The organism is Sphingobium sp. IP1, from assembly GCF_002708645.1.
Classification (GTDB): domain Bacteria; phylum Pseudomonadota; class Alphaproteobacteria; order Sphingomonadales; family Sphingomonadaceae; genus Sphingobium; species Sphingobium yanoikuyae.
Genome location: NZ_NOIW01000083.1, coordinates 1 through 23,749, shown reverse-complemented (window position 1 = coordinate 23,749; position 23,749 = coordinate 1). Strand labels below are relative to the sequence as shown.

Here is a 23,749-nt window from a genome sequence, read left to right as displayed (position 1 = left end):
GTTCGGGAATATGGCTGTCGCGCGGCTCCAGCCGCTGGATGCGGGCGCGCCCGGCACGGATCGACAGGCGATCGACCAGCGCCTCCACCCCCTCGCTCTTGCGGGCCTCGCCCCCTTCGAGCGCGAGCTGGGTCGGCGCCATCGGATCGGCGCGTGGCACGGTGAGGCGCAGCATGTCGAAGCCGAAGCCAGGGTCGAGCGGGTCGGACAGGCTGTCGATCCGTTCCTGGAACAGCCGCATGATCGCCGGCGCGTCGCGGATCGGCAGGCTGGTTTCGACCCGGATCGGGAAGGCGAGGCCATCGCTGCGGAAGAAGACCGCCTCGAACCGGCGACCGCCCTGGCCGCGCTCGGCCAATTGTTCGCCCGCTTCCGCCGCCATTTCCGCCACGACTTTCACGGCATGGGCGCTGCTGCCCATCGGTTCGGCAAAGCGCCGTTCGACCCGGATCGCCGGGCGCGGGCGGCGGGGGGCCAGCGGGCGATGGCTCAGGCCCAGCAGCGCATGGAGCGCGTCCACAGCCTCCTCGCCGAAGCGGGCGGCGAGCGCGGCGGCCGGGCGCGCGGCGAGATCGCCGACGGTGCGCAGTCCCGCCCGGCGCAGCGCCACCGCGCTCTCCGCCTCCAGCTCCAGCGCCTCGACCGGCAGGCGGCGCACCGCCGCATCCTCGTCCGGCGCGGGGGCAGCGGGGAAACGGGCGAGCGCATGGGCCGCCTCGGGCGATGCGGCGATGGCGTGGCGCACGCGCATGCCATGCCGTTCCAGCCGGTCGGTCGCAGCCTGCGCCAGTTCCGCCTCGCCATCCCACAGATGGGCGCAGCCGCTGATGTCGAGCATCAGGCCATGGCCGGAATCGAGCGCGGCATTGGGGGTGTAGCGGGCGCAGCCGTCGCACAGGCGCTCCAGCCAGTCCTGGTCGCCATGGGGATCGGCCTCGAACACGCGCAACTCCGGCTCGCGGGCGCGCGCATCGGCCAGCGTCATGCCGGCGGTGAGGCCCGCCGCCAGCGCATCGGCATCCAGCGTCGCGAGCCGCATCGCGCCGCGGACATTTTCCACCACCACTGCCGGCGCATCGCCCTGCGCGGCCCAGAGGTCAGGCCGCGCGATCCGCAGCCGATCGATCGGCAGAAAGGGGAACCAGAGCGCCAGATAGCGGCGCGCCGCCCTGCTGTCCGTCCTGTCCATGCTCATGGCGTTCATGCCGTCCGTCTCCAAAAGCCCCCTTTTCGCCATCCCATATCAGCCGCCAGGCCAGCCCGTCCGGCCCCGCCCGTCGCCGCAGCAGGCTGAGGGCGAAGGCGCTGTGCCCCGGCGCATTGCCGGGCAGCGGATCGGATGGGGCAGCCGCCACCTGCCAGCGGGTTTCCGCCGCGCTGGGCACCGGATCGCCGCCGACCCGCAACAGGAAGGCGGTGACGCCCGATTGTTCGGCCGCCAGCGCCAGTCGCCGGCTGGCGGTGAGGTCGAGCAGCGGGGCGCGCCCGCGCAATTCGATCAGCAGCGCGCCGAGGGCGGGGCAGCGCAGCCCCTCCACCGCCGCGCGCAGCAGCATCGCGTCATCGGCCATCAGCCCGATCAGCAACCGGGCCGGGTTTAGCCCCAGCGCGGCGAGGCCGGGGCCATAGGGCGATCCGCCGGCCCTGGCCGATGCGGTGGTGCGCAGCCAGAGCAGCGGCGCGTCATCCGCCGCCAGCCGGGCGAGGATCAGCGCCAGGCCGGCCGCCGCCCCTTCCTCCTCCGCCGCGCCGAACAGTTCATGCACACGCCCGCGCAGGAGGCCGCCGTCGAGCGCTGCGTCGAGCCCGGCATGGCCGGTCGCAAGCCGGGCACAGCCGACCGTCGGCGCTGGCGTCCGGTCCAGCGCCGCGATATGCCGCTTCAGCGCGGCGAGACTTTTGATCGACTCGCTCATTGCATTTGTTCCTGATATGTTCTTATTTCACTTCATTGGCTGCCCGAGTCAATCCGCTTGCCAATCCAGAGGACAAAGAAGGATTTCCCGATGACCGACACCGCTCGCAAACGCGCCGATTTCCGTGCCCTGCACCAGGATGGCTTTTTCCTGCTGCCCAATGCCTGGGACGCGGGCAGCGCGGTGCGGCTGGCGAAGAAGGGCTTTCGCGCGATCGCGTCGACCAGTGCCGGCGCGGCCTGGGCGGCGGGCAAGGATGATGGCGAACTGGGCCGCGACGCGGTGCTGGCGCATCTGGAAATGCTGGTCGCGGCGACAGACCTGCCGGTCAACGCCGATTTCGAAAATGGCTTTGCCGATGCGCCCGAGGATGTCGCCGCCAATGTGACGCTGGCGGCGCAGACCGGCATTGCGGCCCTGTCGATCGAGGACTGGTCGGGCAGCGCGCTCTATGACCTGCCGCTGGCGGTGGAGCGGATCGCGGCCGCGCGCGAAGCGATCGACCGGATCGATCCGGCCCTGATGCTGGTCGGGCGCAGCGAGAATTTCCGCGTGCCCGGCATGGCGCCGAGCGAGAGCATCGCCCGCGCCGTCGCCTATGCGGAGGCGGGCGCCGACTGCCTGTTCGTGCCTTTCCTGCTGGACCATGGCGCCGTCGCCGAACTGGTTGCGGCGGTCGCGCCCAGGCCGGTCAATGTCGTCATCCATGACTATGACGCGGCCGGCATCGCCGCGCTGGCGGCGCTGGGCGTGCGCCGTTGCAGCATCGGCGCCAGCCTGGCCCAGATCAGCTGGGCGGCGTTCGACGATGCGGCCGCACGGTTGAAGGCGGCGGAGGGGTAAGGCTCCGGAGGTGGAGTAGGGGGCTAGGCGCCCTTACTCCACCGTCACCAATGTCACCGACTTGGACGGCAGGGTCAGCGCCACCTGACCTTGCGCCAGCCGCGCGGGCAGCGGGCCGGGCACGAAGGGATCGGCGCCCTCGAAGCGGATGCGGGTGTCGATGGTCGCGGCGGTCAGCGTCCGGGCGCTCGCCTTGCGCCAGGCGCCCCCTTTCAGGTCGATGCGCACCGGCCGGGCGGCGGTGGGGTCGAGATTGACGATGCTGAGGTGCAGAGCGCCCGCCGCATCCTTCGACGCCGACACGCTGAGCCCCGGCAGCCGCACCGCGCCCGCGACATAGTCGGGCGCCTGCACATCGACCGGGATCATCGTCGCATTCTGATGGACCTTGTAGAGGTCGAACACATGCCAGGTCGGCGTCACCACCATCTTCGCGCCCTGGGTCAGCACCAGCGACTGGATGACATTCACCATCTGCGCGACATTGGCCATGCGCACCCGGTCGGCATGATTGTTGAAGATGTTGAGGCTCATCCCCGCGATCACCGCGTCGCGCAGGGTGCTTTCGAGGTAGAGTTGCGAGGGCGCGTCCTTCTCGCTGTCGAACCAGGCGCCCCATTCGTCGACCGCGATCGCCACCTGCTTCTTGGGATCATAGCGGTCCATGATCGCGGCATGGCGGCGGATCAGTTCGTCGGTCAGATGGGCGCGGGCCAGCGCGGAGGCCCATTGGTCGGTGCCAAAGCCGATATTGCGCCCCTTGTTGCGCCAGTCATTGCCGGCGAAACTGTAGAAATGGAGCGACAGGCCCCACATCAGCGGGCGTTCGGTATTATAGGCGAGCGGCGTGGGATTGGGGCGCCATTTCACCGCCTGCGCCATGACCTTTTCGGTCCATTCATAATCGTCGGTATCCGCGCCCACCGCGATCAGCTTCGCCCGCTCGCCCGAATAGGCGCGCAGGAAGGCGGCATAATGGCGGAAGGCGGTGGCATAGGTGTCGGCGGTCATGTTGCCGCCACAGCCCCAGCTTTCGTTGCCGACGCCGACGAAGGGCACGGCCCAGGGCGCGGCATGGCCATTGGCGGCGCGCTCCTTGCCCGGCTGGCTGTCCGCCGGCGCGGTCATATAGCGCATCCAGTCGTCCGCCTCGCGCACGCTGCCCGACCCGACATTGACCGACACGAAGGCCTTGGCGCCGATCTGGTCCAGGAAATCCATATATTCATGCGTTCCGAACGCATTGGTTTCGGCCGACTTGTCCCAGGCGGCGTTGATGCCGGCGGGGCGCTGTGCGGCCGGGCCGATGCCGTCGCGCCAATGATAGCCATCGGCAAAGCAGCCGCCGGGCCAGCGGATCACCGGCACATTCACCTGGCGCAGCGCGGCGACCACGTCGCTGCGAATGCCGCGCACATTGGGGATGGGGCTGTCCGGTCCGACCCATATGCCTTCATAGACGCCGCGGCCCAGATGCTCGACAAACTGGCCATAGATATTGGGATCGATGGTGGCACCGGGCTTGCCGGTGTCGACGGTCAGGACGGCGTCGTTGCCGGCCGCCGCCGCCGGGGCCGATGCGCCGGCAAGGCCGGCGAGCAGGCCCGCCGTCGCCGTCAGCAGCGCCCGCCGCGTCCGCATCCAGGCCCGTCCCGAAAGCTGCACACCCATGCCATCCCCTTCCTCAATTTGTCTGAGTATAGGCTAGGCGGGCGGCAGGGCCGGGGTCAAGGGGCCGTAACGTCTCCGGGTTCTTCCACCCGCGTCACATGGATCGCCTGTTCATTCATCTGAGCGCTGCCGAAGATGGTCATGAAGGCGATGTCGGTGGCATCGCGGCCAACGGCGATGCGGACCATCCCCTCGATCGGGGCCAATCCCGTCGCGTCGACCATATGCCAGGCGCCGTCCAGCCACACTTCCACCACCGCGTGGAAATCGGGCGGGTCGAGATCGGCGGCATAGACCGACACCAGCCGGGCGGGAATGTCGCGCGCGCGGATCAGCGCGGCGGTGAGGTGCGCGAAGTCGCGGCACACGCCACGCTGGGCGACGAAGGTATCGGCGGCGGTGGTGGTGATGTCCGAACTGCCCGGTACATATTGCAGATTGTCATGCACCCAGCCGACCAGCGCCTGCACCAGCGGGCCACCGTCCAGCCCCTCGAAATGGCCGCAGACGAAGCTGACGAACCGGTCCGCCTCGCAATAACGGCTGGGCCAGATGAAGGGCAGCACATCCTGCGGCAGGCTGGGCAAGGGTGAGCGGGCGAGCGAGAAGAGATCGGGCGCAGGCCGATCGACATCGACCAGCGCCTTGTAGCGGCTGAGCATCCGGCCGGTGCCGCTGCGTGTCCAGGTGCGCCGGCCGATCGCGCTGCCGCCCATCAAATTGGTCAGCGGCCCGGCATTATCGATGATGTGCGATTGTTCGACGATGCGCTGGTCGGCCATGGCGGCGGCCTCGACGGCCATCAATACGTCGGTCGGCCCGGAAAATTCATAGTCGAGGGTCGCTTCGATCGCGAGACGCATGGCCATCCTTCAGGAGAGATTCGGCAAGATGTCATCCTGCCGATGCTGCAAGCCGCTGTCGCGCTATTCCGGCAGCTTCCCGAACGGCAGCAGCTTGCGCGCCTGGGCGGCGGCCGCCTTGCCATTGCCGGCGCGCAGCGCGGGCAGGATGGCGGCGGCATTGCGCTTCATCAACTGGTCGAGCGGGGCGGGGGCAGGGGCATTGGCCGCCCGTTCGGCCAGCGCCAGCGCGCCGGCGACATCATTATGATCGGCGCGGATGCGCATCAATGCGGCCAGGCCCGAATAGAAGGCGCGGTTGCCGCCCAGCGCGACCGCTTTGCCCAGGGCGGCCTCACCCACCTGCTCCTTCGCGCCCAGCACGGTGCGGGCGATGAAGCTGCCAAGCTGGTCGATCGCGTCGAGATGCCAGCCGGCGATCACCATCTGTGCCTCGGCATCGCGCGGGTTGCGCGCGGCCAGCGCCTCGAACGCGGAAAGCGAGCTGCGTGCATCGGCTCGGCTGCGGGTCAGCTTGGCGCGATAGCCGATCGCGACCGCGCGTTGCAGCACCGCCTCATGATCATTGGGGGCGGTCATCAATATGCGGTCGGCGGCGCTGATGGCCTGACCGATGAGGCTCAGCGCTCGCGCCTTGTCGCTGGTCTGGAAGGCCGCCGTGGTCAGCAGCTCGCGCGGGGTTTCCGCCAGCGCGGCCGGCGCTGCGGAGAGGGCGACGGCACAGATGATCGGGCGGCAGAGCGACGGGGCGAAGGGCACATATTCTCCTGTTATGGCGGCACCACCCTGGCGCCGGATCAATAGTCCCTGGAATAACGAAGTGCGGCGGAAGATCCCGCATTGGTGCCGGTCTTCGACAGGATGCTCAGCGTCTTCGACAGGGCGACTTCCAGCTGGGTGGCGGTGAAGCCCTTCGAGTCCGTCACCACCTCCACATAGATATTGTTGGAGATATGCTGGCCGACGGCGAGCGACGTGCCGCGCCCGGTATCCTCGTCACCGCCGACGATGCCGATCCGGTCGAGGCCCGATGCGCCCTGCAGCTTGCCCATCGGATTGAGCCCGCCGCTGCCGCCGCGCAGGCCGTTGAGCGCGGCCGCCAACTGGATCGCCTGGGTGGCGGATAGATTGGCGACATTGTCACCGAACAGAATGCGCGAGAGAATCTCGTCCTGCGGCAATGTCGGCGTCGATACGAAGGTGATGTCCGGCTGCTGCGCGGTGCCGGCGACGGCGATGCCGGCGTTGACATCGTCAATCTCGGTCAGCGCCTTGATCGCCAGCGTCGGGTTCATCATGTCGCCATTGAAGGTGATGACGCCCTGATCCAGGTCGAACTGGTGACCCGAGAAGCTGTAGCGGCCGCGGATCACCTCGATCTTGCCGCTGACGCGCGGCTTGGTCGCGGTGCCGGTGACGCGCATGTCGGTCTTCCATTCGGAATCGAGGCCCATGCCGGTCACATAGATCTGGTTGTCGGCGCGCAGGCGGATGTCGAGTTTCCAGTTGGTCGGCGATGCCGCGGCGGCCTTGCGGTCGGCGATGCGCTGCGCCAGCACATCCTGGCCCTCGCCCTTGCGGCGGACGCCCTGCAATTCGCGAATCTCGGTGCCGCCCTGCCAGGCGACGCGATAGCGGGTCTCGGGCAGCGACAGGTCGCCCTTGATCAGGCCGCCATTTTCCGCGCTGTTGGTGATAGCGAGGGTGCCGCTGACCACGCTGGTGATCGCTTCGCTGCGGGCGAGGCGGGCATGGTCCATCTTGACCGCGATGTTCATCGGGAAGCCGCTGTCGGCGGCCAGGCCCACGGTGCCGCTGGCCTGGACCGTGCCGTTGCCGGCGCGGCCGGAAAAGTCGCGAATGTCGAGCCGGTCGTTGGTGAAGCGGCCGTCGAGCTTCATCTGGGTGACGCGGGTGCCGAAGCTCGTATTGTCATAGGTCAGCGCATTGGCGCGGACCAGGCCGTTGAGTTGCGGCGCGGTCAGTCGGCCGCCGAAATCGGCCGCGACCGCGATGCCGCCGCTCAGCCGCTGATCGGCAAGGCCGGCGAAGGAGAAGAGCACGTCGGCCGGGCCGGCATAGCGGATGCCGCCGCCCAGCGGCGCGGCCATCAGCTGTTCCGACCAGTTGGCGCCCGGTCCCGGCGGGGCCATGGTGGCGACGAAGCGGCCGATCGTGCTGTTGCCCTTGCGGATGAGGCCGCGCATGTCGCCGCCGGCGGCGGACAGCTTGCCCTCGACATTCATCGACACCGCGTCGGACACGGCGGCCAGGCTCGACCGGCGGAAATCGCTGATCGCCAGGCGCGTGGTCGCGGTCGGGAAGGCGGTGCCGCTCTGGCTGTAATCGACCATGCCGGTCGCCTTGCCGCCGATGCCCAGGCCCGGATTGGCGACATTGGCGATAGCGAGGTCGAAATCCTTGAATCGGGCCTGCAGCGCCGTGTCCGTGCCGAAATGGCCGGCCAGATCGACCTTGCCCTGCGGCAGCACCAGGCTGACCGGTTCAAGCCGATAGCCGGTCTTTTCCGCGCGGATGATCGCCGGCTGGCTCAGGCGGAAATCGACGTTGCTGGCCTTGCCCTGCAACGCGATGGCATAGAGGTCGGGGCGCAGTGCGGCGTTGACCGCGACCGAGAAGGGCACGCCGCTGGAGCCGTCGGCGACCAGCTGGGCCTTGCCCCGGCCACCCTGATAATCGAGCTTCGCCCGTGCCTTGCGCACGACATAGTCGCCATAGGCGGCGTTCGCCATCTGCACGTCGGCGATCACCTTGGGCTGGTCGCTCAGCAGCATGGAGGCGGTGACGACGGCACGGCCGATGACGATGTCGGCCTCGCCCGGCAGCTTGGCATTGCTGGCGGTGGCGTTGACGTCGACGCCCTGCAGCTTGCCCACGGCATTGAGCTTAACCGCGCCGGTGATGCCCGACCCGTTCATCGCCAGCTGGCCGGTGAAGGGGCCGGCACTGGATTGCTGGATGCGGCCGTTCATGTCGACCCCGGCGAAGCGCGCCTTGGTCACGTCGATCGTCAGCGGCCCTTGCGCGGTGCGGATCAGGACATTGGCGAAGAAGGGGCCATAGGGCGATCCACCGGTGGCATCGAGGCGATAGCCGGCCGGTTCGCCATTCAGCTTGGCGACGACATCGGTCAGCTGCACGCCGACATTGGGGCGTGGCGCGCGCAGAACTGCCTGCGGCCGGTCCGCCGTGCCGCGCACGGTCAGGAACAGCGGGCCATATTGTTTCGAATAGGCTTCGGTGTCGAAGGCGAGTTGGCCGTTGGTGTCATAGCTGCCCGAACCGGACTTGATCTGGAAATTGGGTGCGGCACCCTTCAGCCCCGCCAGGGTGAACCTGCCCTCCGGCGTCATGCCGATCCGGCCGGACATCACCGCATTGCCGCCCAGGAAGTCGCGGACCGAGGCATTTTCCCAGCGCGCGGTGCGCACGCCGAACATGCCCGACAGGCCGAAGCCACCCTTGGGACCGGGGATCAGCTTGACGTCGGTGTTGAGGTTGACGATGCCGACGCCGTCGATCCGATAGTCGTTGACCCGGCCCTTGAGCGCACCGCGATAGATGGCATTGTCGAGATCGGCGAGGATGATGGCGGTGGCGTCGATCTTGTCACTGTCGAGCTTGAGATTGTCGCTGATCAGCTTGCCGCCGGCATAGGCAAAGTCGCCCTTCACCCGCAAATTTGTCATCAGGCCGCCGGCCGCCGCATTGAGGCCGGTGACGTGCTTGGCCGTCGCATTGACCGGGATGCGGATGCGGTCGGCGTCGATCACGGCGCGGCCGCTGGCCTTCAGATTCTCGATGCCGGTGGCGTCGAAGGCGAGGGATGTGGCGCTGATGTCATAATCGATGAACGGCGTCGCCATCGGCCCGTCGAGGATGATCGAGGCGCGGACATCCTTGCCCTTCACCTTGTCCATGAAGGCGCCCGGCTGCAGCAGCGCGGCATTGATCTTGAGCGCGCTGAATGTGCTCTTGCCCAGGTCCACCAGACCCTGCGCATCGGCCGACATGGCGGGTGAGCGCAGCGACCCCTTGAGGTTGACACGCCGTTCGTTGAGGCCGGCGAACAGATCGACATCGAGCTGCGGCCGGGTCAGCCGGTCGGCAATGTCGCCATAGACGAGGCCGGGGCGCAGCGGCCCCTTGGCGGTGAAGCTGCCGTCGCGGGCGGCGAGCGCGATATTGGCCAGTTCGCCCCTGGGCGTGGTGGCGATCAGCTTGCCGTTCCAGGCCTGCCAGGTGCCCTTGCCGTCGAGCGAGGCGGTCATGCCGTCGGGCAGGCCGCTCATCGCCGCGATCACGCCGCCCTTGGGCGCGGTCAGCGTGCCGCTCATCGCCAGGCGATTCTGTGCCGGCACCGCGTCCAGCTTCGCCTGCAGCCGGTCGCCGCTGTCGACCACCGCATTGGCGGACAACTGGGCACGGCCGTCGGCGACATGGACGACGCTGTCGATCGCGATCTCGCGCTTCTGGCCGATCACCGGCTTGGCGAGCAGGAAACGGTCGAGCCGCATCCGGTCGACGTCGATGTCGAGGTCGGGCAGGATCGGCGCATTGGGATCGGTGGGCGTCTGGTTGAATTGCGGGCTGCGCGCCAGCACCACCAGCGGGCTTTCCAGATTCTGCACCGAAATATGGTTCTGGAGGTAACGGAACGGGCGCCAGACGACATGGACCCTGGGGCTGACCGCGAACACGCCCTTGGGATCGCGCAGGATCAGGTCGTGGATGGTCGTGTCGCTATAGATCGATCCCTCGATCCGGCCGACCTCGATCCCCATGCCCGATTCCATCTTGAGCGCGGCGATCTGCTTGATGAGGAAACTCTTGCCCGGCTGGGTATCGAGGAACAGCAGCAGGCCCGCGACCAGCACCACCAGCCCGACGATCAGGCCGGCCAGGCCGATGGCGATCTTCTGCCACAGCGGGCGGCCCTGGCGGATCACCACGGACTCGGTCGCTTCGGGCGCGGGGGGAGGGGTATCTGCCGCCATCAGAAGGCCTGTCCGATACCGATGTAGAGGGCGAATTTGGATTCGCCGGGCTGGCGGTTGATCGGCATGGCTATATCTGCGCGGAAGGGTCCGAAATTGGTGTAGAAACGTCCGCCCAGGCCCACGCCATAGCGGATGTCGGAAAATTGCGGGATCTGGCTTTCATAGACCTGACCCGCATCGACGAAGGCGACGACGCCATAATTGCCGAAGCGATAGCGGCCCTCGACCGCGAATTCATTGACTGATCGGCCGCCGATCGGATCATTGTTCGCGTCCTTTGGCCCCAGTTCCTGATAGCCATAGCCGCGCACCGACCCGCCACCGCCAGCATAGATGCGCCGCGAAGGGGCGACATCGTCGCGGGCGACGCCGTTGATCGTGCCGATCTTGGTCCGCGCCGCCAGCACGAAACTGTCGGAAATCGGATAATAGCCGGCCAGGTCGAAGCTGGCGCGGACATAGGGCGAGACATTGCCCTGCAACGACGCCTCGGGCGATACGCGCAGATTGGCGCGGAAGCCGCTGGTGGGGTTGAGCAGGTCGTTGGAGCGGTCATAGCCGACCTGCACCGGCAGTGCGCCGATGAAATAGGTCAGCCGCTTGTTTTCACCGCTTTCGTCGATCGTGGTATTTTCGTTCGAAAGCAGGATTTCGCCGCCATAGGTATAGGTCCAGCGCTTCTGGAAGATCGGTGTCGACTGGCGCGACCAGCTGGCGTTGAGGCCCAGGGTGAAGGCTTCATAGGCATCATATTTCTGATGGTTGACGCCGGCGCCGGCCTGGAAGGTCTTGTCGCGCTTGCCCGCATTGGACCGGCGGAAGGTGCCCGATACGCCCTGTTCCTGGGTGCCGGCGATGACGCTGGCGATCAGGGCGCCTTCGGGCGGGAACAGGTTGCGATGGGTCCAGCTGCCTTCGGCGCGGAAACCCTGTCCGGTGCCATAGCCCAGTTCGCCGGCCAGCCGCCGGGCCGGGCCGGCTTCCTGATCGACATGCAGGTCGACATATTCGGTGCCATCCGGGCCGGGCTCGCCGGTCTGGACCGGATCGACCGCGACGCTGGCGAACAGGCCGGTCGCGACCAGCGCCTTGCGCAGATCGTCGACCTTGCGGCTGTCATAAAGGTCGCCTTTGTCGAAGCGGGCGATCACCGCCATATGGTCGGCGCCGAATGCCTGCTTCTCGCCGCTGGTGGTGATGGTGAGGAATGTGCCGCGCGGGCCCGGCTCGACCGGCAGCGTATAGTCGCCGGTCACGGTCGCGGGATCGAGCAAGATGTCGCGGTCGCCGATCCTGGCGAAGGCATAACCATGCTCCGGCAGCTTGAGCGCGACATTGGCCTCCGCCGCCTCAACCGCAGTGGCGACGATATAGTCGCCGGTCTTCAACGTCAGGCTGTCGCGGATCAGGCCGGGCGGGATGGTCTCGGGCGCATGGATGACGATCTCGTTGATCTTGTAGCGCTTGCCCGGCGTCACCGACAGAATCGCCTTCAGCGTCCCATCCTGCTGCTGGTCGAGCGAGGCGAGGGCGGTGGCATCATAATAGCCTTCCGAATGGAACAGCCGCACCGCCAGTTGCTCGTCGGCCTGGGCACGCTGCTGCACCATCGATGCGGTCTCGGCCTTGCCCTTGCCATCGACCAGGGCGGATGCGGCGCGGAACTCATCCTCCAGACCGGTCTTGCCGAAGCCGTCGAGCTGGGTCGCGTAGCGGACCTCGGGCGTCTTTTCGTCGCTGTCATCATCGGCGACATTTTCCGGCACGGTCACGCTGTCTAGCGCGGGCAGCGGCTGGGCCAACTCGGTTTCGGCCGGCGGCTCGGTGGCGGGGGGCAGTTCGGCGCCGGTTGCGGGTGCGGTCGCGGGCGCCGTGCCGCTGGCCGGCGCGCTGCCCTGAGCATTGCCCTGGGCCGGCATCTGCTGGTCGAGCCAGTCGTCGATCGAGGGCAAGGGGGCCTTGCTGTCGGTCCCGCTATTGCTGGCCTTGTTATCGACGTTGCCGGCGCCGGGCAGGCGCGCGTTGAACTCGTCGTCGGGCAGGATCGGTTCTTCGTCGGCGGGCGCTGTGGTGCTGGGGGCGCTGGCCGGAACCGTCTGCGCCATCAGGGGCAGGGGAGAGGCGGCTGCCATGATCATGCCCAGCGCATGCCGAACATATCTCGCCTGCCGCTTCTTCATCTGTCTGCGATGCCCCTTTCGCACCGGGCATCCCATATGTCCGGCAAACAGGCAATACGCCCAATGACTTGCAACGGTTCCGCCTGCGTGACGATTTCGCCCGGCGGCGCGGCGCTTCCATCGGTGCCCCCGCCGGTCTAGAGCCGCATCATGACATTTGCGCTCAACATCACCCGTTCGATCACTGGCCAGCCCTGGCGCTGGCGCGGCCTGGGGGCGGACGCGCGTTCGCCCGGCTATCAGCCCGACGATCTGGTGGCGCAGCTGCTGCTGGCGCGCGGCTGTCCGCCCGACGGGGTGGAGGCGCATCGCAATCCCACCATCCGCCATTTCATGCCCGACCCCAGCCTGTTCCGCGACATGGATGCGGCGGCCGAACGGCTCGCCGATGCGGTCCAGCGCGGCGAGGATGTGCGCATCTTCGGCGATTATGACGTCGATGGCGCGACCAGCGCGGCGCTGCTGATCCGGTTGCTGCGTGACATTGGCCTGGATGCCCGGCCTTATATCCCCGACCGGCTGATGGAGGGCTATGGTCCCTCGGGCGAGGCGCTGGTGCGGCTTGCGGGGGATGGCGCGCAACTGATCGTCACCGTCGATTGCGGCGCGCAGGCGTTCGAGGCGCTCGACATGGCGAAGGCCGCCGGGGTCGATGTTGTCGTCGTCGACCATCATAAATGCGCGGCGGCGCTGCCGGTGGCGCTGGCGCTGGTCAATCCCAACCGGCTGGACGAAAATGATGCCGCGGCCGTCCATGGCCATCTCGCCGCGGTTGGCATGGCCTTCCTGCTGGGTGCAGCCTTGTTGCGGACGCTGCGCGCGCGCGGCTGGTTCGCGACCCGGCCGGAACCGGCGATCATGGAATTGCTCGACATCGTCGCGCTCGGCACCGTCGCCGACGTCGCGCAGCTCAAGGGGCTCAACCGTGCCTTCGTGGCGCAGGGGCTCAAGGTCATGGCCAAGCGGCGCAATATCGGTCTCGCCGCGCTGATGGACGCCAGTCGCCTCAATCGTGCGCCGCTCTGCCATGATCTGGGCTTTGCGCTCGGGCCGCGCATCAATGCCGGCGGGCGCGTCGGCAAGGCGGATCTGGGGGTGCGGCTGCTCACCACCGAAGATCCGGCCGAGGCCGCGCGAATCGCCGCCGAACTGGATCGACTGAACGAGGAACGGCGCGCGATCGAATCGATCGTGCAGGAACAGGCGGAAGCCTTGCTGGCGGCGCAGGACAATCGGGCCGTGGCGCTGGTCGCCGGGTCGGGCTGGCATCCGGGCGTTATCGGCATCGTTGCCGGGCGGCTCAAGGAACGGGCCGGCCGTCCCGCCATCGTCGTCGCGCTGGACGAGGATGGCGTGGGCAAAGGGTCGGGCCGCTCCATTTCCGGCGTCGATCTGGGCGCGGCGGTGCTGGCGGCCAAGGATAGCGGCCTGCTGGTCGCGGGCGGCGGCCATGCGATGGCGGCGGGCCTGACCGTGATGGCCGACAAGGTCGATGCGCTGGCCGAGTTCCTGGACGATCGCCTGTCGGCCGCCGTCGCGCGTGCGCGGGACGAACGGGCGCTGCTGATCGACGCGGTGCTGGCGCCGGCCGGGGTCAATCCCGACTTCGTCGCCGCGATCGAGGCGGGCGGCCCCTATGGCGCAGGCTGGCCCGCTCCGTTGATCGCTGCCGGGCCGATGCGGGTGATTCGCGCCGATGTGGTCGGCAATGGCCATTTGCGGGCGATCATGGCGGGCGATGATGGCCGGTCGATCAAGACGATCGCCTTCCGCCAGGCCGAATCGGAACGGGGTCGGGCGATTCTGGGTGCGCCGCGTGACCGTCGCCTGTGGGTGGCGGGCCGTGCGAAGATCGACGACTGGGGCAGCCGACCCGCCGCAGAGCTGCATCTGGAGGACGCTGCCTGGGCCGATTGAGAAAGATTGCAATTTTCTTGCGCAAAGGGGGTTGACCCTTTCGCCGGTCCCGCCTAATTGCGCCCTCGCTTCGCAGCGCTGCCACGGCGGCGACAACGAACGGCCCCTTCGTCTAGCGGTTAGGACGCGGCCCTTTCACGGCTGAAACACGGGTTCGATTCCCGTAGGGGTCACCACCTTCATGACAAGGTGGTGCATCGCTTTGATAGCGAACCTTTCCCTGTCAGGGACCATCCAGCAGCATATATTGCCGATCGGTTCACGCACCGGCATTTGGTTTCCACGCGCGGCGCCCCCTCTTGTGGTTGATGGCCGAACCGCATGGAGATTGCGAAAAAAAAAGGCCCGAAGCCATATGAAGCTCCGGGCCAAGAAAAGGTTGCCCCACTGGGGCCTCCTTCGGGTCGCGCTGATTCCATAGGGAAATCTCCTCGGCATGGCCGTGATGCAGATCACATATTTTCCGAGAATCATCCTGCCCTCCTGTTCATCCGGAGCGCATAGGCTATGCCGGTAACGGAACGATCGATCGTCACCGAGGAGTGGAGGATTGCAGGTCGAGGAACAGGTCGAGGTGCTGGCAGCGGTTTTCCGATGTGATCGGAAGGCGGCGGAGCTGCTGCGCCGCGTGCTGGTTCCGCAGCAGGTCGGCGCCAAGCAGATATTGGCCCGGCAAGGGGAAGCGTCGCACCATTGCTGGCTGATCGTCGACGGCTGCGTGGCGGTGCAGACCTTTGGCATCGACGGCCAGCGCCAGCAATTGGCGCGTCATGGGCCGGGGGAGTTTTTCGGCGCCTACCCAGCGCCCACGACGCACCGGGCCGAGATAGAGGTGCTGGTCGAAAGCCGCCTGTTGCGCGCGGAGGCACAATCGCTGGCCGCGCTGGTGGCGGGTGATGCGCAGATCGGCGCGGGCATGGCCTGGCTGCTGGCGCGCCAGCTCGATCGGGCGCTGGATCGAATGGCGACCCGGTCCACCTATAGCGCGGCCGGGCGGGTCTATAGCGAATTGCTCGCGCTGGCCGATGGCCGCGACCATATCGTGCCCGCGCCGCAGGTCACCACCCTGGCGCTGAGCGCGAATACGACCCGCGAGACCGCGTCCCGCGCGATCGCCGTGCTGATTCGGCGCGGCATCGTCAGTCGGGAAGATGGTCAGATGCAGATCCATGCGCCGCGCATGTTGGCGGACATGGTCGTCTGAAGGCACGTGCCGTCAGCTGGACGGCGGATAATAATGGCCGACCGGGCAATCGCCCTGGCGGGTCATCACTTCACCGGCAATCTCGAACCGATAGCCGGGGCCTTGCAGCGCCATGGCGGCGGCCTGTGGCCAGGGCATGCAGAGGCTGCCGGCCGGTGCGGCTGGCGCCAGGAGCAGCGCCAGGCATTCCTCGCCATCGATCGGATCGTTCGGCATGACCGTTTGATATTCCAGCGCCAGCCCATGGTCCGGCCAGTCCCTCAGGATCAGGCTGGCCTGGAGCATGGCGGTGGCCATATCGTCGAATGCCTCGAAATGCAGGCCATTGGCGCTTTCGCGCATGGTTGGCGCGAGGCGCGTCGTCGATGCCAGCACAGCCTTGTTGATGGCCATGGGCAGCGCATCGCCAGAGGGAGGCATTGATTGTTCGAGGATGATCTTGCGCACGGGCAATGTGCGTGACTGCCACAGCCGATAGGCAGGGGCAGGCTGATCCGAGGCGCGACCGATATGCAGTGCTATGGCCTGTGTCGCAAAGGCGTCGGCACGGCGCAGCGCCAGTCCCATGGCGATTTCGCACCCCTTGTCGATCGCCGCGTTGGACAGGCTGGTGATGGCGTCGGGCGCGTCCAGGCTGTCGGCCATGTCGATCAGGCGATCGAAGCGGGCGAGCCAATGGTCACCGAACCGGCCGACCGAGCTTTGCCGAAAGACGTCGAGACTTGTCGGCAGGACGATGTGCAACTGGATGCCCCGGAAAAGGGCGCATTCGGCGATCAGGATATCGGCGCCCGCGGCGAGCGCCCCGAAGGCGGCACCCGGCGCAATCTGGTCGAGTGCCGCCTCGATCTTGCCGCGCGCTTCCTCCTCATTGTCCGGCAGGCCGATGATGCCGCTGAAATAGAGGCTGGGTGGCGGGCGCAGCGGATCTAGGATTGCGGTCGAGCGCCCCTGCCTGGTCAATATCTCGTGGAATTGCCGCAGGGTTGCGGCATGATCTTCCCAGGCATCCGGCGCGGCCGTCATGGCCTGTGTCAGGGCGGCCTGGGCTGCGGCCTCGTCACCCAGCAGCAGATGGGCTTCGGCCGCTGTCGCCGCCAGCCAGTAGCGCGTCTCCTGCACATGATCGCCGCTGTCGAGCAGTGCCAGCACCTGGCGGGCGAGGTCGGCCGCGTCGGCGGGGCGATCGTTCAGAAAGGCGAGGGTGGCGGCATTGATGAGCGGATAGGTGGCGCGGCAGTCGCTGGCCGCCTGGAGATAGGCCTGCCGCGCCTCGTCCAGCAGCACGGCGCGTTCGGCGCCCTCGCTGCGCAGCGCCCGATCCTTGAGCAGCCGGCCCTTGAGGGTCAGCGCATCGCTGTCGCGTGACGGCAGCAGACCCGCCGCACCGAACATCGTCCAGGCGCGAACGGTGTCGCCGCTGCGTGCGACCCTGCGGATCTGCGCAAGGATCGGAAGGATCATGTCGCCACCACCCCGTCGCCGCGCTCAGTCTTCCTTGGGCGGTGGATTCTTGATGTCAGGGTCGATCGACAGCGGGATCCATTTGGGTTCGGTGGCACTGGGATTTTGCAGCAGGTCGATATTGATGTTGAAGCCGTGCCGCGTGCCATATTTGCCGCCCTGGTTGTAGCGTGCCTGGAACCGGACGGTCTTGTAGCGGTCCTGATCGGCGCGATAATCATCATAGATCAAGCCGCCGTAAAAGGAAGAGAGCGGCTCCTCGGTCGTGATGGCGTCGTAATTTTTCGAGAAGAACAGCTGATCGCCGATCAGGTTGATTTCCACGATCGAATTTTCGGTGATGGCGATATAGTCATGGTCGGTGACGCCGGGCTGTTCATAGCGCAGCGAAACCCAACCCTCCTCGCCCTTCAGTGCGACATTGAACTGCAGCGGCGCGACGCCATCTTCCAGTTCGACCTCGATCAATGGCGCCAGGCCATATTGGGTATAATTCAGCGTCGACATCTTATTTGCTCCCCTTCGTCAATGGTTTGGCCAGCTTGCCCTGCCAGACCCGCCAGTCCTTGTTCGCCGGATCGCGCGCCACCAGGTCGGCGACGTCGGCGCGGGCTTCGGCGCGCAGCGCCTTGGCGCGATCGGTTTCACCCAGATCATAGAGCAGGTTCGACATGGAATAGCGCGCGAGCATCCAGTCCTGCAGATAACCGGCATTTTTCGGATCGCGCCGGAGCAGCGACCGCAGGATCGCGTCCTGCTTTTCGCGCTGCACCAGTGCCGCCCGGTCATCCCCCTGCAGGCGCAGCGCGTCCGCCATCCAGGCATGGCGATTGGCGAGGTCGGCGGCGATCGCCGGATCGCCGGGCGCCAGGCGCTGCACCCGCATCATGGTGTCGAGCGCGCCCTTGCAGCTTTGCAATGTTCTGTCGGGATTCTTCCTGGCGAGGGCGATGGTGCAGATATTGCCCTGCGCATAGCCCAGTTCCCGCCAATAGGCGTCGTTCGCCGGACGCAACTGCACCAGCCTTTCGGCCAGCGCCTGATAGGATTGGAAGCGTGTCAGGGCGGCGTCGTTCCGATCGCGGATAAAATCGACATAGCCGAGCCAGAATTCGCTCTGGGCATGGGCGAACAGGCGTTGCGGATCGTTCGGTGCGGCGGCCAGCAGGGTTGAAGTGACGCGATAGGCCTCGCGGAACTGGGCGATGGCTTCGGGCGTGTCACCGCGTTTGAAATCATCCTCGCCCATGGCCTGCAGGATACGGGCGCGCCGTTCGAGCGAATCGCCCGGCAATGTTTCCAGGTCGGGCTGGTCGGCATAATAAGCGAGCGCACGCTTGTTCACCGTCTGCAGCACGTCGAGCCGGCCAACGCCCTCCAGCTTTTCCCGCAGATCGGTCAGCATGAATTCGATCAGTCCCTCTGCCTGCTGGCGCTGGCTTTCTGCCTCGCTCCTTGCCCGCGCGACAAAGACCAGCATCGCCGCCATCAATAGGACAAGAAAAAGCGCAACAAATGTGACGGCTATCACACGGCGCAACTGGCGCTGGGCGTCGCGCTGGATGATCTGGTCAAGCGGTACGCCGGTCAGGCCGGCGACGATCTTCAACCGGGCCAGTTTGGGGCCGTCGCTGTCGGCGCGGAAATCGGCGGCGATCGGTTCACGCTCTATGCCATCGGCATCGCGCGCGATCAGCGCGGCGGGAAAGCTGTCGGCCGGCTCACCCGCGACCAGCGCGGCGATGATCGGCCGGTCGGGATGAAGTTCGCGGAACAGCGCGATTTCCGCATTGACCCAGCGCGAGGCCTTCGCCGCTGGCGAGCATAGCACCAGCAGGGCGTCCGACTGGGACAGGGCCAGGCGCACCTGTTCGTCGAGGCTGGAAGCGGCCGGCAATTCGGCGCGATCGCGAAAGATCGGGGTCAGCCGGCGCAGGACCGCCGCCCGGCCGGCCTGTATGCCGACCAGTCGCCTGGGCATCCGGTAGGTTTCCAGCCAATGATGCAGTTTTCCCGCCGCGCGCTCGTCGGCATGGCTGTAGCTCAGAAAAGCACGATATTGGCGCGCGCCGACCGTGGCAGGCGCCTCCTTGACCTTGTTCATGCGCGACCCGCACTCACTCTATTGTCCCCCACCTGTCATTGTCGGCGTGAGCCCGGTCGGCGATACATGGTCGCCATCTTGTCGGACCCCGCCGCAATCTCCTTGGGGTGTGCCAGAAAAACATGATTCATCAAGGGGAAGCGTCGTATCGTCGGGATGACGCGGTCTTTGGCGGACGCCTAGACGTCGCTCATGCCGGCCGCCTCGCGATCGTCGGCGCCCAGCGCGACGAACTGCGCGATCAGCCAGGACGCCGCCGGGCCGGGCGGGGTGTCGCGGCGCCAGATGCCGGAGAAACGATAGGTTCCGCCGGGATGGTCGGGCATGGCGAGCCGCACCAAAGTGCCGGCGACCAGATCCGCCTCGATCATCGGCAACGGCATATTGCCCCAGCCTATGCCTTCGCGCAGCAGCGCATGCTTGGCGCCCAGATCGGCCAGGCGCCAGGTCTTGGGGCTCGCGACCGAGAAATCGCGGCCTTCGGTAAAGCGCGACCGGTCGGTCAGCACCAGCTGGGTATAGTCGCGACCGGCACCCGGCGCGATCGCCTCCATCCGGCCGAGCGGATGATCGGGCGCGGCGACCGGGACCATCGGCACCAGTCCGGCGGACATGCTCTCAATCCCCTCGACCCCGGCCGACAGCGGCCCGGAAATGCCGATCACCGCGCCCCGATCCAGCACCATCGCCACGATCGCGCCCAGCGCTTCGGCATGGAGGCGCAGCTGCACCGTGGGAAATTCCTTGGCAAAGGCGCGGAGCACCTTGCCCAGCCGCTCGGCCGGCAACATCACGTCGACCGCCAGATTGACCTCCGCCTCCAGCCCGTCGAGCAGGCCCTTCACCTTGGCGCGCAGCCCGTCCATGCCATGGGCGATGCTGCGCGCCTCGGCCAGCAGGGCGCGGCCGGCGACAGTCAGCTGCGGCTTGCGCGTGCCTTCACGCTCGAACAGCAGCACGCCCAGCTGCGCTTCCAGATTGGCGATGCCATAGCTGATGACCGACACGGCGCGATTGAGCTTGCGCCCGGCGGCGGCGAAGCTGCCGGTGTCGACGATGGTGAGGAAGATGCGCAGCTGGTCGAAGGTCGGGGTGCCGGGATTGTTCACTGTTCGATTTCCTGGAACGTTTCGATGGATTTTATCCATCTGAACGGAAATGCGTTCAAGCGCTAATTGGGTCTTCGACAGGGCGGCCCCATCATGGATGCGCCGCCCGCAGGAGACACAAGATGATCGAACTTCGTCCTTTCGACAGCCTGGGCGGCGCCAATCATGGCTGGCTGGATGCCAAGCATCATTTCTCGTTCGCCGGCTATCATGATCCCGCCCGCGTCCATTGGGGCAATCTGCGCGTCTGGAATGACGACACGATCGCGCCGGGCACCGGCTTTCCGCCGCATCCGCACCGCGACATGGAAATCATCACCTATGTCCGCGAAGGCGCGATCACCCATCAGGACAATCTGGGCAACAAGGGCCGGACCGAGGCGGGCGATGTGCAGGTCATGTCGGCCGGCACCGGGATCACCCATTCGGAATATAATCGCGAGGATGTGACGACGCAGATCTTCCAGATCTGGATCATCCCGACCCGCGACGGCGAAGCACCCAGTTGGGGCTCGCGTCCCTTCCCCAAGGGCGAGCGCAGCGGCCAGTTCGTGACGCTGGCGTCGGGTTACGGGAATGACAATGACGCGCTGCCGATCCGCACGGATGCGCGGGTTGTCGCCGCGACGCTGAAGGCGGGCGAGAGCGCCGAATATCCGATCGGCAAGGATCGCAAGGCCTATCTGGTCCCGGCCACCGGCGCGATCCAGATCGACGATGTGCGGGCCAATGCCCGCGACGGCGTGGCGATCCAGGATCTGGATGTCATCCGCGTGACGGCGATCGAGGATAGCGAGATCGTGCTGGTCGACGCGGCCTGACGATAAAAGGGAAGGGGTGCGGGTAATGCGCCCCTTCTTTTCCAGAATATAGAACAGAGTGACCGATTTTATCCGGCTGATCCTGAAAGTGCGATCGCGCTAGAAGGAAGGCAAGGAAACGGTCCAGACGAACAGGGAGCCTTCTCATGCTGAACATCGCCACCCCGCGCCTCAGCTCCGCCGAATGGCAGGACGTGAAGGCCACCCTGAGCGCCGTTGCCGATTGCGGCTGTGGCGAACCGGCGGCGGCCGGCCCGGTCCGCTCGCGGATCGGCCATGCGCTCGACGCGATCCTGGGACCGAAAAAGGCGCAGCCGGTGACGCTGGCCCCGCATCTGCACGATGTCCGCGAATTTCTCTGCGAATCCGGCCGCACCCGCGCGATCGCCGAACGCCATGTCCCCGCACTCGCCGCGCAGGGCTATAGCCGCGCCCAGATCGAGGCGCTGGCGCTGCTCGGCGCCTGACCCCATTTTCCGAAAAGAGGATAAGTCCCATGTCCATCCGCACTTCAGAGGTCGACGGCGTCGATCTGGTCATCCTGCCCCCGGTCCGCGATCTGGGCGATGGCTTCTCGGTCCGCCGCGCGCTGCCGTCCGCGCATCGCCGCATGGTCGGCCCCTTCATCTTCTTCGACCAGATGGGCGAGGCAACCTTCAACAGCGGCGAGGGGCTGGACGTGCGGCCGCACCCGCATATTGGCCTCGCCACCGTCACTTATCTGCTGGAGGGTGAAATCCTGCACCGCGACAGCGTCGGATCGGTCCAGTCGATCCGCCCCGGTGAGGTCAACTGGATGACCGCGGGCAGCGGCATTGTCCATAGCGAGCGCACAAGCGAGGAAAATCGCGCCAAGGGTGGCAAGCTGTTCGGCCTGCAGACCTGGGTTGCGCTGCCGACGCAGGCGGAGGAAGTCGATCCGGGTTTCGCCCATCACAAGGCCGACGAAATCCCGACGATCGAGGATGCGGGCACGCGCCTGACGCTGATCGCCGGCAGTTCCGACGGTCTGGTGTCGCCGGTGAAGACCTTCTCCGACATGGTCTATGCCGATATCGCGCTGCAGGACGGCGCCCGCTACCAGCTCAAGGCCGAGCATGTCGAACGCGCCATCTATGTGGTGCAGGGCCAAGTCGAGGTGATCGGCCAGACCGGTGGCTTTGCGACCGGCGAACTGGTGGTGTTCAAGCCCGGCGCAGAGATCATCCTGCGCGCCAGGGGCGCGACCCGGCTGATGCTGATGGGCGGCGAGCCGCTGCCCGAGAAGCGCCATATCTTCTGGAATTTCGTCTCGTCCTCGCCCGATCGGATCGAGCAAGCCAAGGCCGACTGGCAGGCGCAGCGCTTCGCCCCGGTGCCGGACGAGCATGAATTCATCCCCCTCCCGGCATAAGGAACAGCATCATGGCCCAGGGTAGCGCCCATATCGGCAAGGACCGGTATCGCACGGAGATCGTCGTCGGCGGTCATGCCCTCACCGCCGACGAGCCGGAGACGCTGGGCGGCGCCAATCTTGGCCCGGCCCCCTATGACCTGCTGCTGGCGGCGCTGGGGGCCTGCACCGCGATCACGCTGCGCATGTATGCGGAAAAGAAGGGCTGGCCGCTTGAATCGCTCGACGTGGCGCTGCGCCTGTCGGGCAAGGAGGAGAAGCGGATCGACCGCATGCTGACGATCGTCGGGCTGGACGCGGAACAGCGGGCGCGACTGGCCGATGTTGCCGAGCGGACCCCGGTCACGCTGACCTTGAAACAGGGCCTGCCGATCGCGACGACGCTGGCCTGATCGCGTTGGTGCTCAGGTCTGGAGCCTGGCCACAATCGCCCTGGCGGCGCGGGTGACATCGTCCCAGCTGATGTCGAAGCCGGCATCATTGCCATAATAGGGGTCGGTGACCCCGCTGCCCTCGCGCCCTGGCACCAGATCCATCAGCAGTGACAGGCTGGCGGTGCCATCGGCGGGGCGGATGCGGCGCAGATTGGCGAGATTGTCGCTGTCGAGCGCGAAGATATGGGTGAAGCGGTGGAAATCCGCCGGCTTCGCCTGTCGCCCGCGATAGCCACTGATGTCGATGCCATGGCGCCGCGCCACCGCCTGCGCGCGCGGATCGGGCGCGTCGCCGACATGCCAGTCGCCGGTGCCGGCCGAATCCACCACTATGTCCAGTCCGGCCTGTTCGGCCTCCGCCCGCAGCGCGGCTTCGGCCAGCGGGGAGCGACAGATATTGCCGAGGCAGACGAACAGGACCGACGCCTGCGTCATTCGGCGGCGGCCGTGCTGAGGCCGAGCGCCGGGATACCGATCGAGCGGCGGCCGCCGAAATCGGTCCGCGCGACGATCACGCCCAGCTTCTCCATATATTCGATCAGCCGGCGCACGCGGCCGGGCGAACTGGTGCCATAGGCGCGGGCCAGCACCGTATCCTCGGGGCAGGGCTCGCCCTCCATCGCCGCGCGGGCGATCAGCAGGAAGGGGGCCAGCATATCCTCGGGCACCGGATCGGCGGCGCGGATCGGTTCTTCCCAGCGCGGGTCGGCCGAATCGCTCATGCCGGCGAGCGCCATGGCGAAGCGCTTGCGGAAGGCGGGCAGGTCGAGCGGCGGCTTGCGCAGCCCCTTCATCCGGCAGCGGACGCC

General features: G+C 67.0%; 19 protein-coding genes, 1 tRNA gene and 1 pseudogene. 8 read left to right on the top strand and 13 right to left on the bottom strand.

Annotation, left to right across the window (positions count from 1 at the left end):
• Both CG471_RS22100 and CG471_RS22095 read right to left on the bottom strand, forming a co-directional pair.
• The coding region (locus tag CG471_RS22100) for a DNA polymerase Y family protein (RefSeq protein WP_257211648.1) at window positions 1-1,204 on the bottom strand (1,204 nt) is incomplete at its 3' end.
• Window positions 1,098-1,916 carry an ImuA family protein gene (locus CG471_RS22095; RefSeq protein WP_099233767.1) on the bottom strand — a complete coding sequence of 273 codons (819 nt, stop codon included), beginning with the start codon at window positions 1,914-1,916 and terminating at the stop codon, window positions 1,098-1,100. The genes CG471_RS22095 and CG471_RS22100, both read right to left, overlap by 107 nt.
• A gap of 90 nt (window positions 1,917-2,006) precedes the next feature.
• Between CG471_RS22095 and CG471_RS22090 the strand changes: the two genes are divergently transcribed.
• Complete coding sequence (locus CG471_RS22090; protein ID WP_099233766.1) at window positions 2,007-2,759, top strand: isocitrate lyase/phosphoenolpyruvate mutase family protein; 753 nt, start codon at window positions 2,007-2,009, stop codon at window positions 2,757-2,759.
• 33 nt (window positions 2,760-2,792) lie between these two features.
• On the opposite strand, the gene CG471_RS22085 is transcribed toward CG471_RS22090, so the two are convergent.
• The 5 genes from CG471_RS22085 to CG471_RS22065 all read right to left on the bottom strand — a co-directional run bounded on the left by CG471_RS22085 (window position 2,793) and on the right by CG471_RS22065 (window position 12,494).
• Entirely contained in the window at window positions 2,793-4,430 is a 1,638-nt protein-coding gene (locus CG471_RS22085; RefSeq protein WP_099233765.1) for an alpha-N-arabinofuranosidase, read from the bottom strand.
• A 56-nt stretch (window positions 4,431-4,486) separates the two neighbouring features.
• Window positions 4,487-5,293, bottom strand: coding sequence for a transglutaminase family protein (locus CG471_RS22080; RefSeq protein ID WP_099233769.1), 807 nt, complete (start codon window positions 5,291-5,293; stop codon window positions 4,487-4,489).
• Window positions 5,294-5,356: 63 nt separating this feature from the next.
• The gene (locus tag CG471_RS22075; protein ID WP_099233764.1) at window positions 5,357-6,052 is read right to left on the bottom strand and encodes a hypothetical protein; all 696 of its coding nucleotides are present in this window, start codon (window positions 6,050-6,052) and stop codon (window positions 5,357-5,359) included.
• Between the two features lie 38 nt (window positions 6,053-6,090).
• A complete protein-coding gene (locus CG471_RS22070; RefSeq protein WP_099233763.1) occupies window positions 6,091-10,311 on the bottom strand; it encodes a translocation/assembly module TamB domain-containing protein in 4,221 nt (1,406 codons plus the stop codon).
• Entirely contained in the window at window positions 10,311-12,494 is a 2,184-nt protein-coding gene (locus tag CG471_RS22065; protein WP_099233762.1) for a BamA/TamA family outer membrane protein, read from the bottom strand. Before CG471_RS22065 ends, CG471_RS22070 begins: the two co-directional genes overlap by 1 nt.
• 150 nt (window positions 12,495-12,644) lie before the next feature.
• Between CG471_RS22065 and recJ the strand changes: the two genes are divergently transcribed.
• From recJ to CG471_RS22050, 3 genes are all read left to right on the top strand, one after another.
• A complete protein-coding gene (gene recJ / locus CG471_RS22060) occupies window positions 12,645-14,411 on the top strand; it encodes a single-stranded-DNA-specific exonuclease RecJ (protein ID WP_099233761.1) in 1,767 nt (588 codons plus the stop codon).
• A 101-nt stretch (window positions 14,412-14,512) separates the two neighbouring features.
• Window positions 14,513-14,587, top strand: a tRNA-Glu gene (locus CG471_RS22055).
• Between the two features lie 374 nt (window positions 14,588-14,961).
• The gene (locus CG471_RS22050; RefSeq protein WP_004208652.1) at window positions 14,962-15,615 is read left to right on the top strand and encodes a Crp/Fnr family transcriptional regulator; all 654 of its coding nucleotides are present in this window, start codon (window positions 14,962-14,964) and stop codon (window positions 15,613-15,615) included.
• 12 nt (window positions 15,616-15,627) lie between these two features.
• On the opposite strand, the gene CG471_RS22045 is transcribed toward CG471_RS22050, so the two are convergent.
• The 4 genes from CG471_RS22045 to CG471_RS22030 all read right to left on the bottom strand — a co-directional run bounded on the left by CG471_RS22045 (window position 15,628) and on the right by CG471_RS22030 (window position 20,292).
• The gene (locus CG471_RS22045; protein WP_099233760.1) at window positions 15,628-17,079 is read right to left on the bottom strand and encodes a TRAFs-binding domain-containing protein; all 1,452 of its coding nucleotides are present in this window, start codon (window positions 17,077-17,079) and stop codon (window positions 15,628-15,630) included.
• 24 nt (window positions 17,080-17,103) lie between these two features.
• Window positions 17,104-17,586, bottom strand: coding sequence for a nucleotide synthetase (locus CG471_RS22040; protein WP_037510897.1), 483 nt, complete (start codon window positions 17,584-17,586; stop codon window positions 17,104-17,106).
• A gap of 1 nt (window position 17,587) precedes the next feature.
• A complete protein-coding gene (locus tag CG471_RS22035) occupies window positions 17,588-19,183 on the bottom strand; it encodes a toll/interleukin-1 receptor domain-containing protein (protein WP_099233759.1) in 1,596 nt (531 codons plus the stop codon).
• Between the two features lie 179 nt (window positions 19,184-19,362).
• Window positions 19,363-20,292, bottom strand: a complete 930-nt coding sequence (locus CG471_RS22030) for a LysR family transcriptional regulator (protein ID WP_010339588.1) — start codon at window positions 20,290-20,292, stop codon at window positions 19,363-19,365.
• A 122-nt stretch (window positions 20,293-20,414) separates the two neighbouring features.
• Between CG471_RS22030 and CG471_RS22025 the strand changes: the two genes are divergently transcribed.
• The 4 genes from CG471_RS22025 (at window position 20,415) to CG471_RS22010 (ending at window position 22,898) form a co-directional block, all read left to right on the top strand.
• Window positions 20,415-21,113, top strand: coding sequence for a pirin family protein (locus CG471_RS22025; RefSeq protein WP_004208647.1), 699 nt, complete (start codon window positions 20,415-20,417; stop codon window positions 21,111-21,113).
• A 146-nt stretch (window positions 21,114-21,259) separates the two neighbouring features.
• Window positions 21,260-21,580 (top strand): hypothetical protein, encoded by a 321-nt coding sequence (locus tag CG471_RS22020; protein ID WP_004208646.1) that lies wholly within the window; start codon window positions 21,260-21,262, stop codon window positions 21,578-21,580.
• A gap of 29 nt (window positions 21,581-21,609) precedes the next feature.
• Window positions 21,610-22,506, top strand: coding sequence for a pirin family protein (locus CG471_RS22015; RefSeq protein ID WP_099233758.1), 897 nt, complete (start codon window positions 21,610-21,612; stop codon window positions 22,504-22,506).
• A gap of 11 nt (window positions 22,507-22,517) precedes the next feature.
• Window positions 22,518-22,898, top strand: coding sequence for an OsmC family protein (locus CG471_RS22010; RefSeq protein ID WP_099233757.1), 381 nt, complete (start codon window positions 22,518-22,520; stop codon window positions 22,896-22,898).
• 12 nt (window positions 22,899-22,910) lie between these two features.
• On the opposite strand, the gene CG471_RS22005 is transcribed toward CG471_RS22010, so the two are convergent.
• A complete protein-coding gene (locus CG471_RS22005) occupies window positions 22,911-23,375 on the bottom strand; it encodes a low molecular weight protein-tyrosine-phosphatase (protein ID WP_099233756.1) in 465 nt (154 codons plus the stop codon).
• A pseudogene (locus tag CG471_RS22000) lies at window positions 23,372-23,749 on the bottom strand (ATP-binding protein); the annotation flags it as partial. The pseudogene CG471_RS22000 and the gene CG471_RS22005, both read right to left, overlap by 4 nt.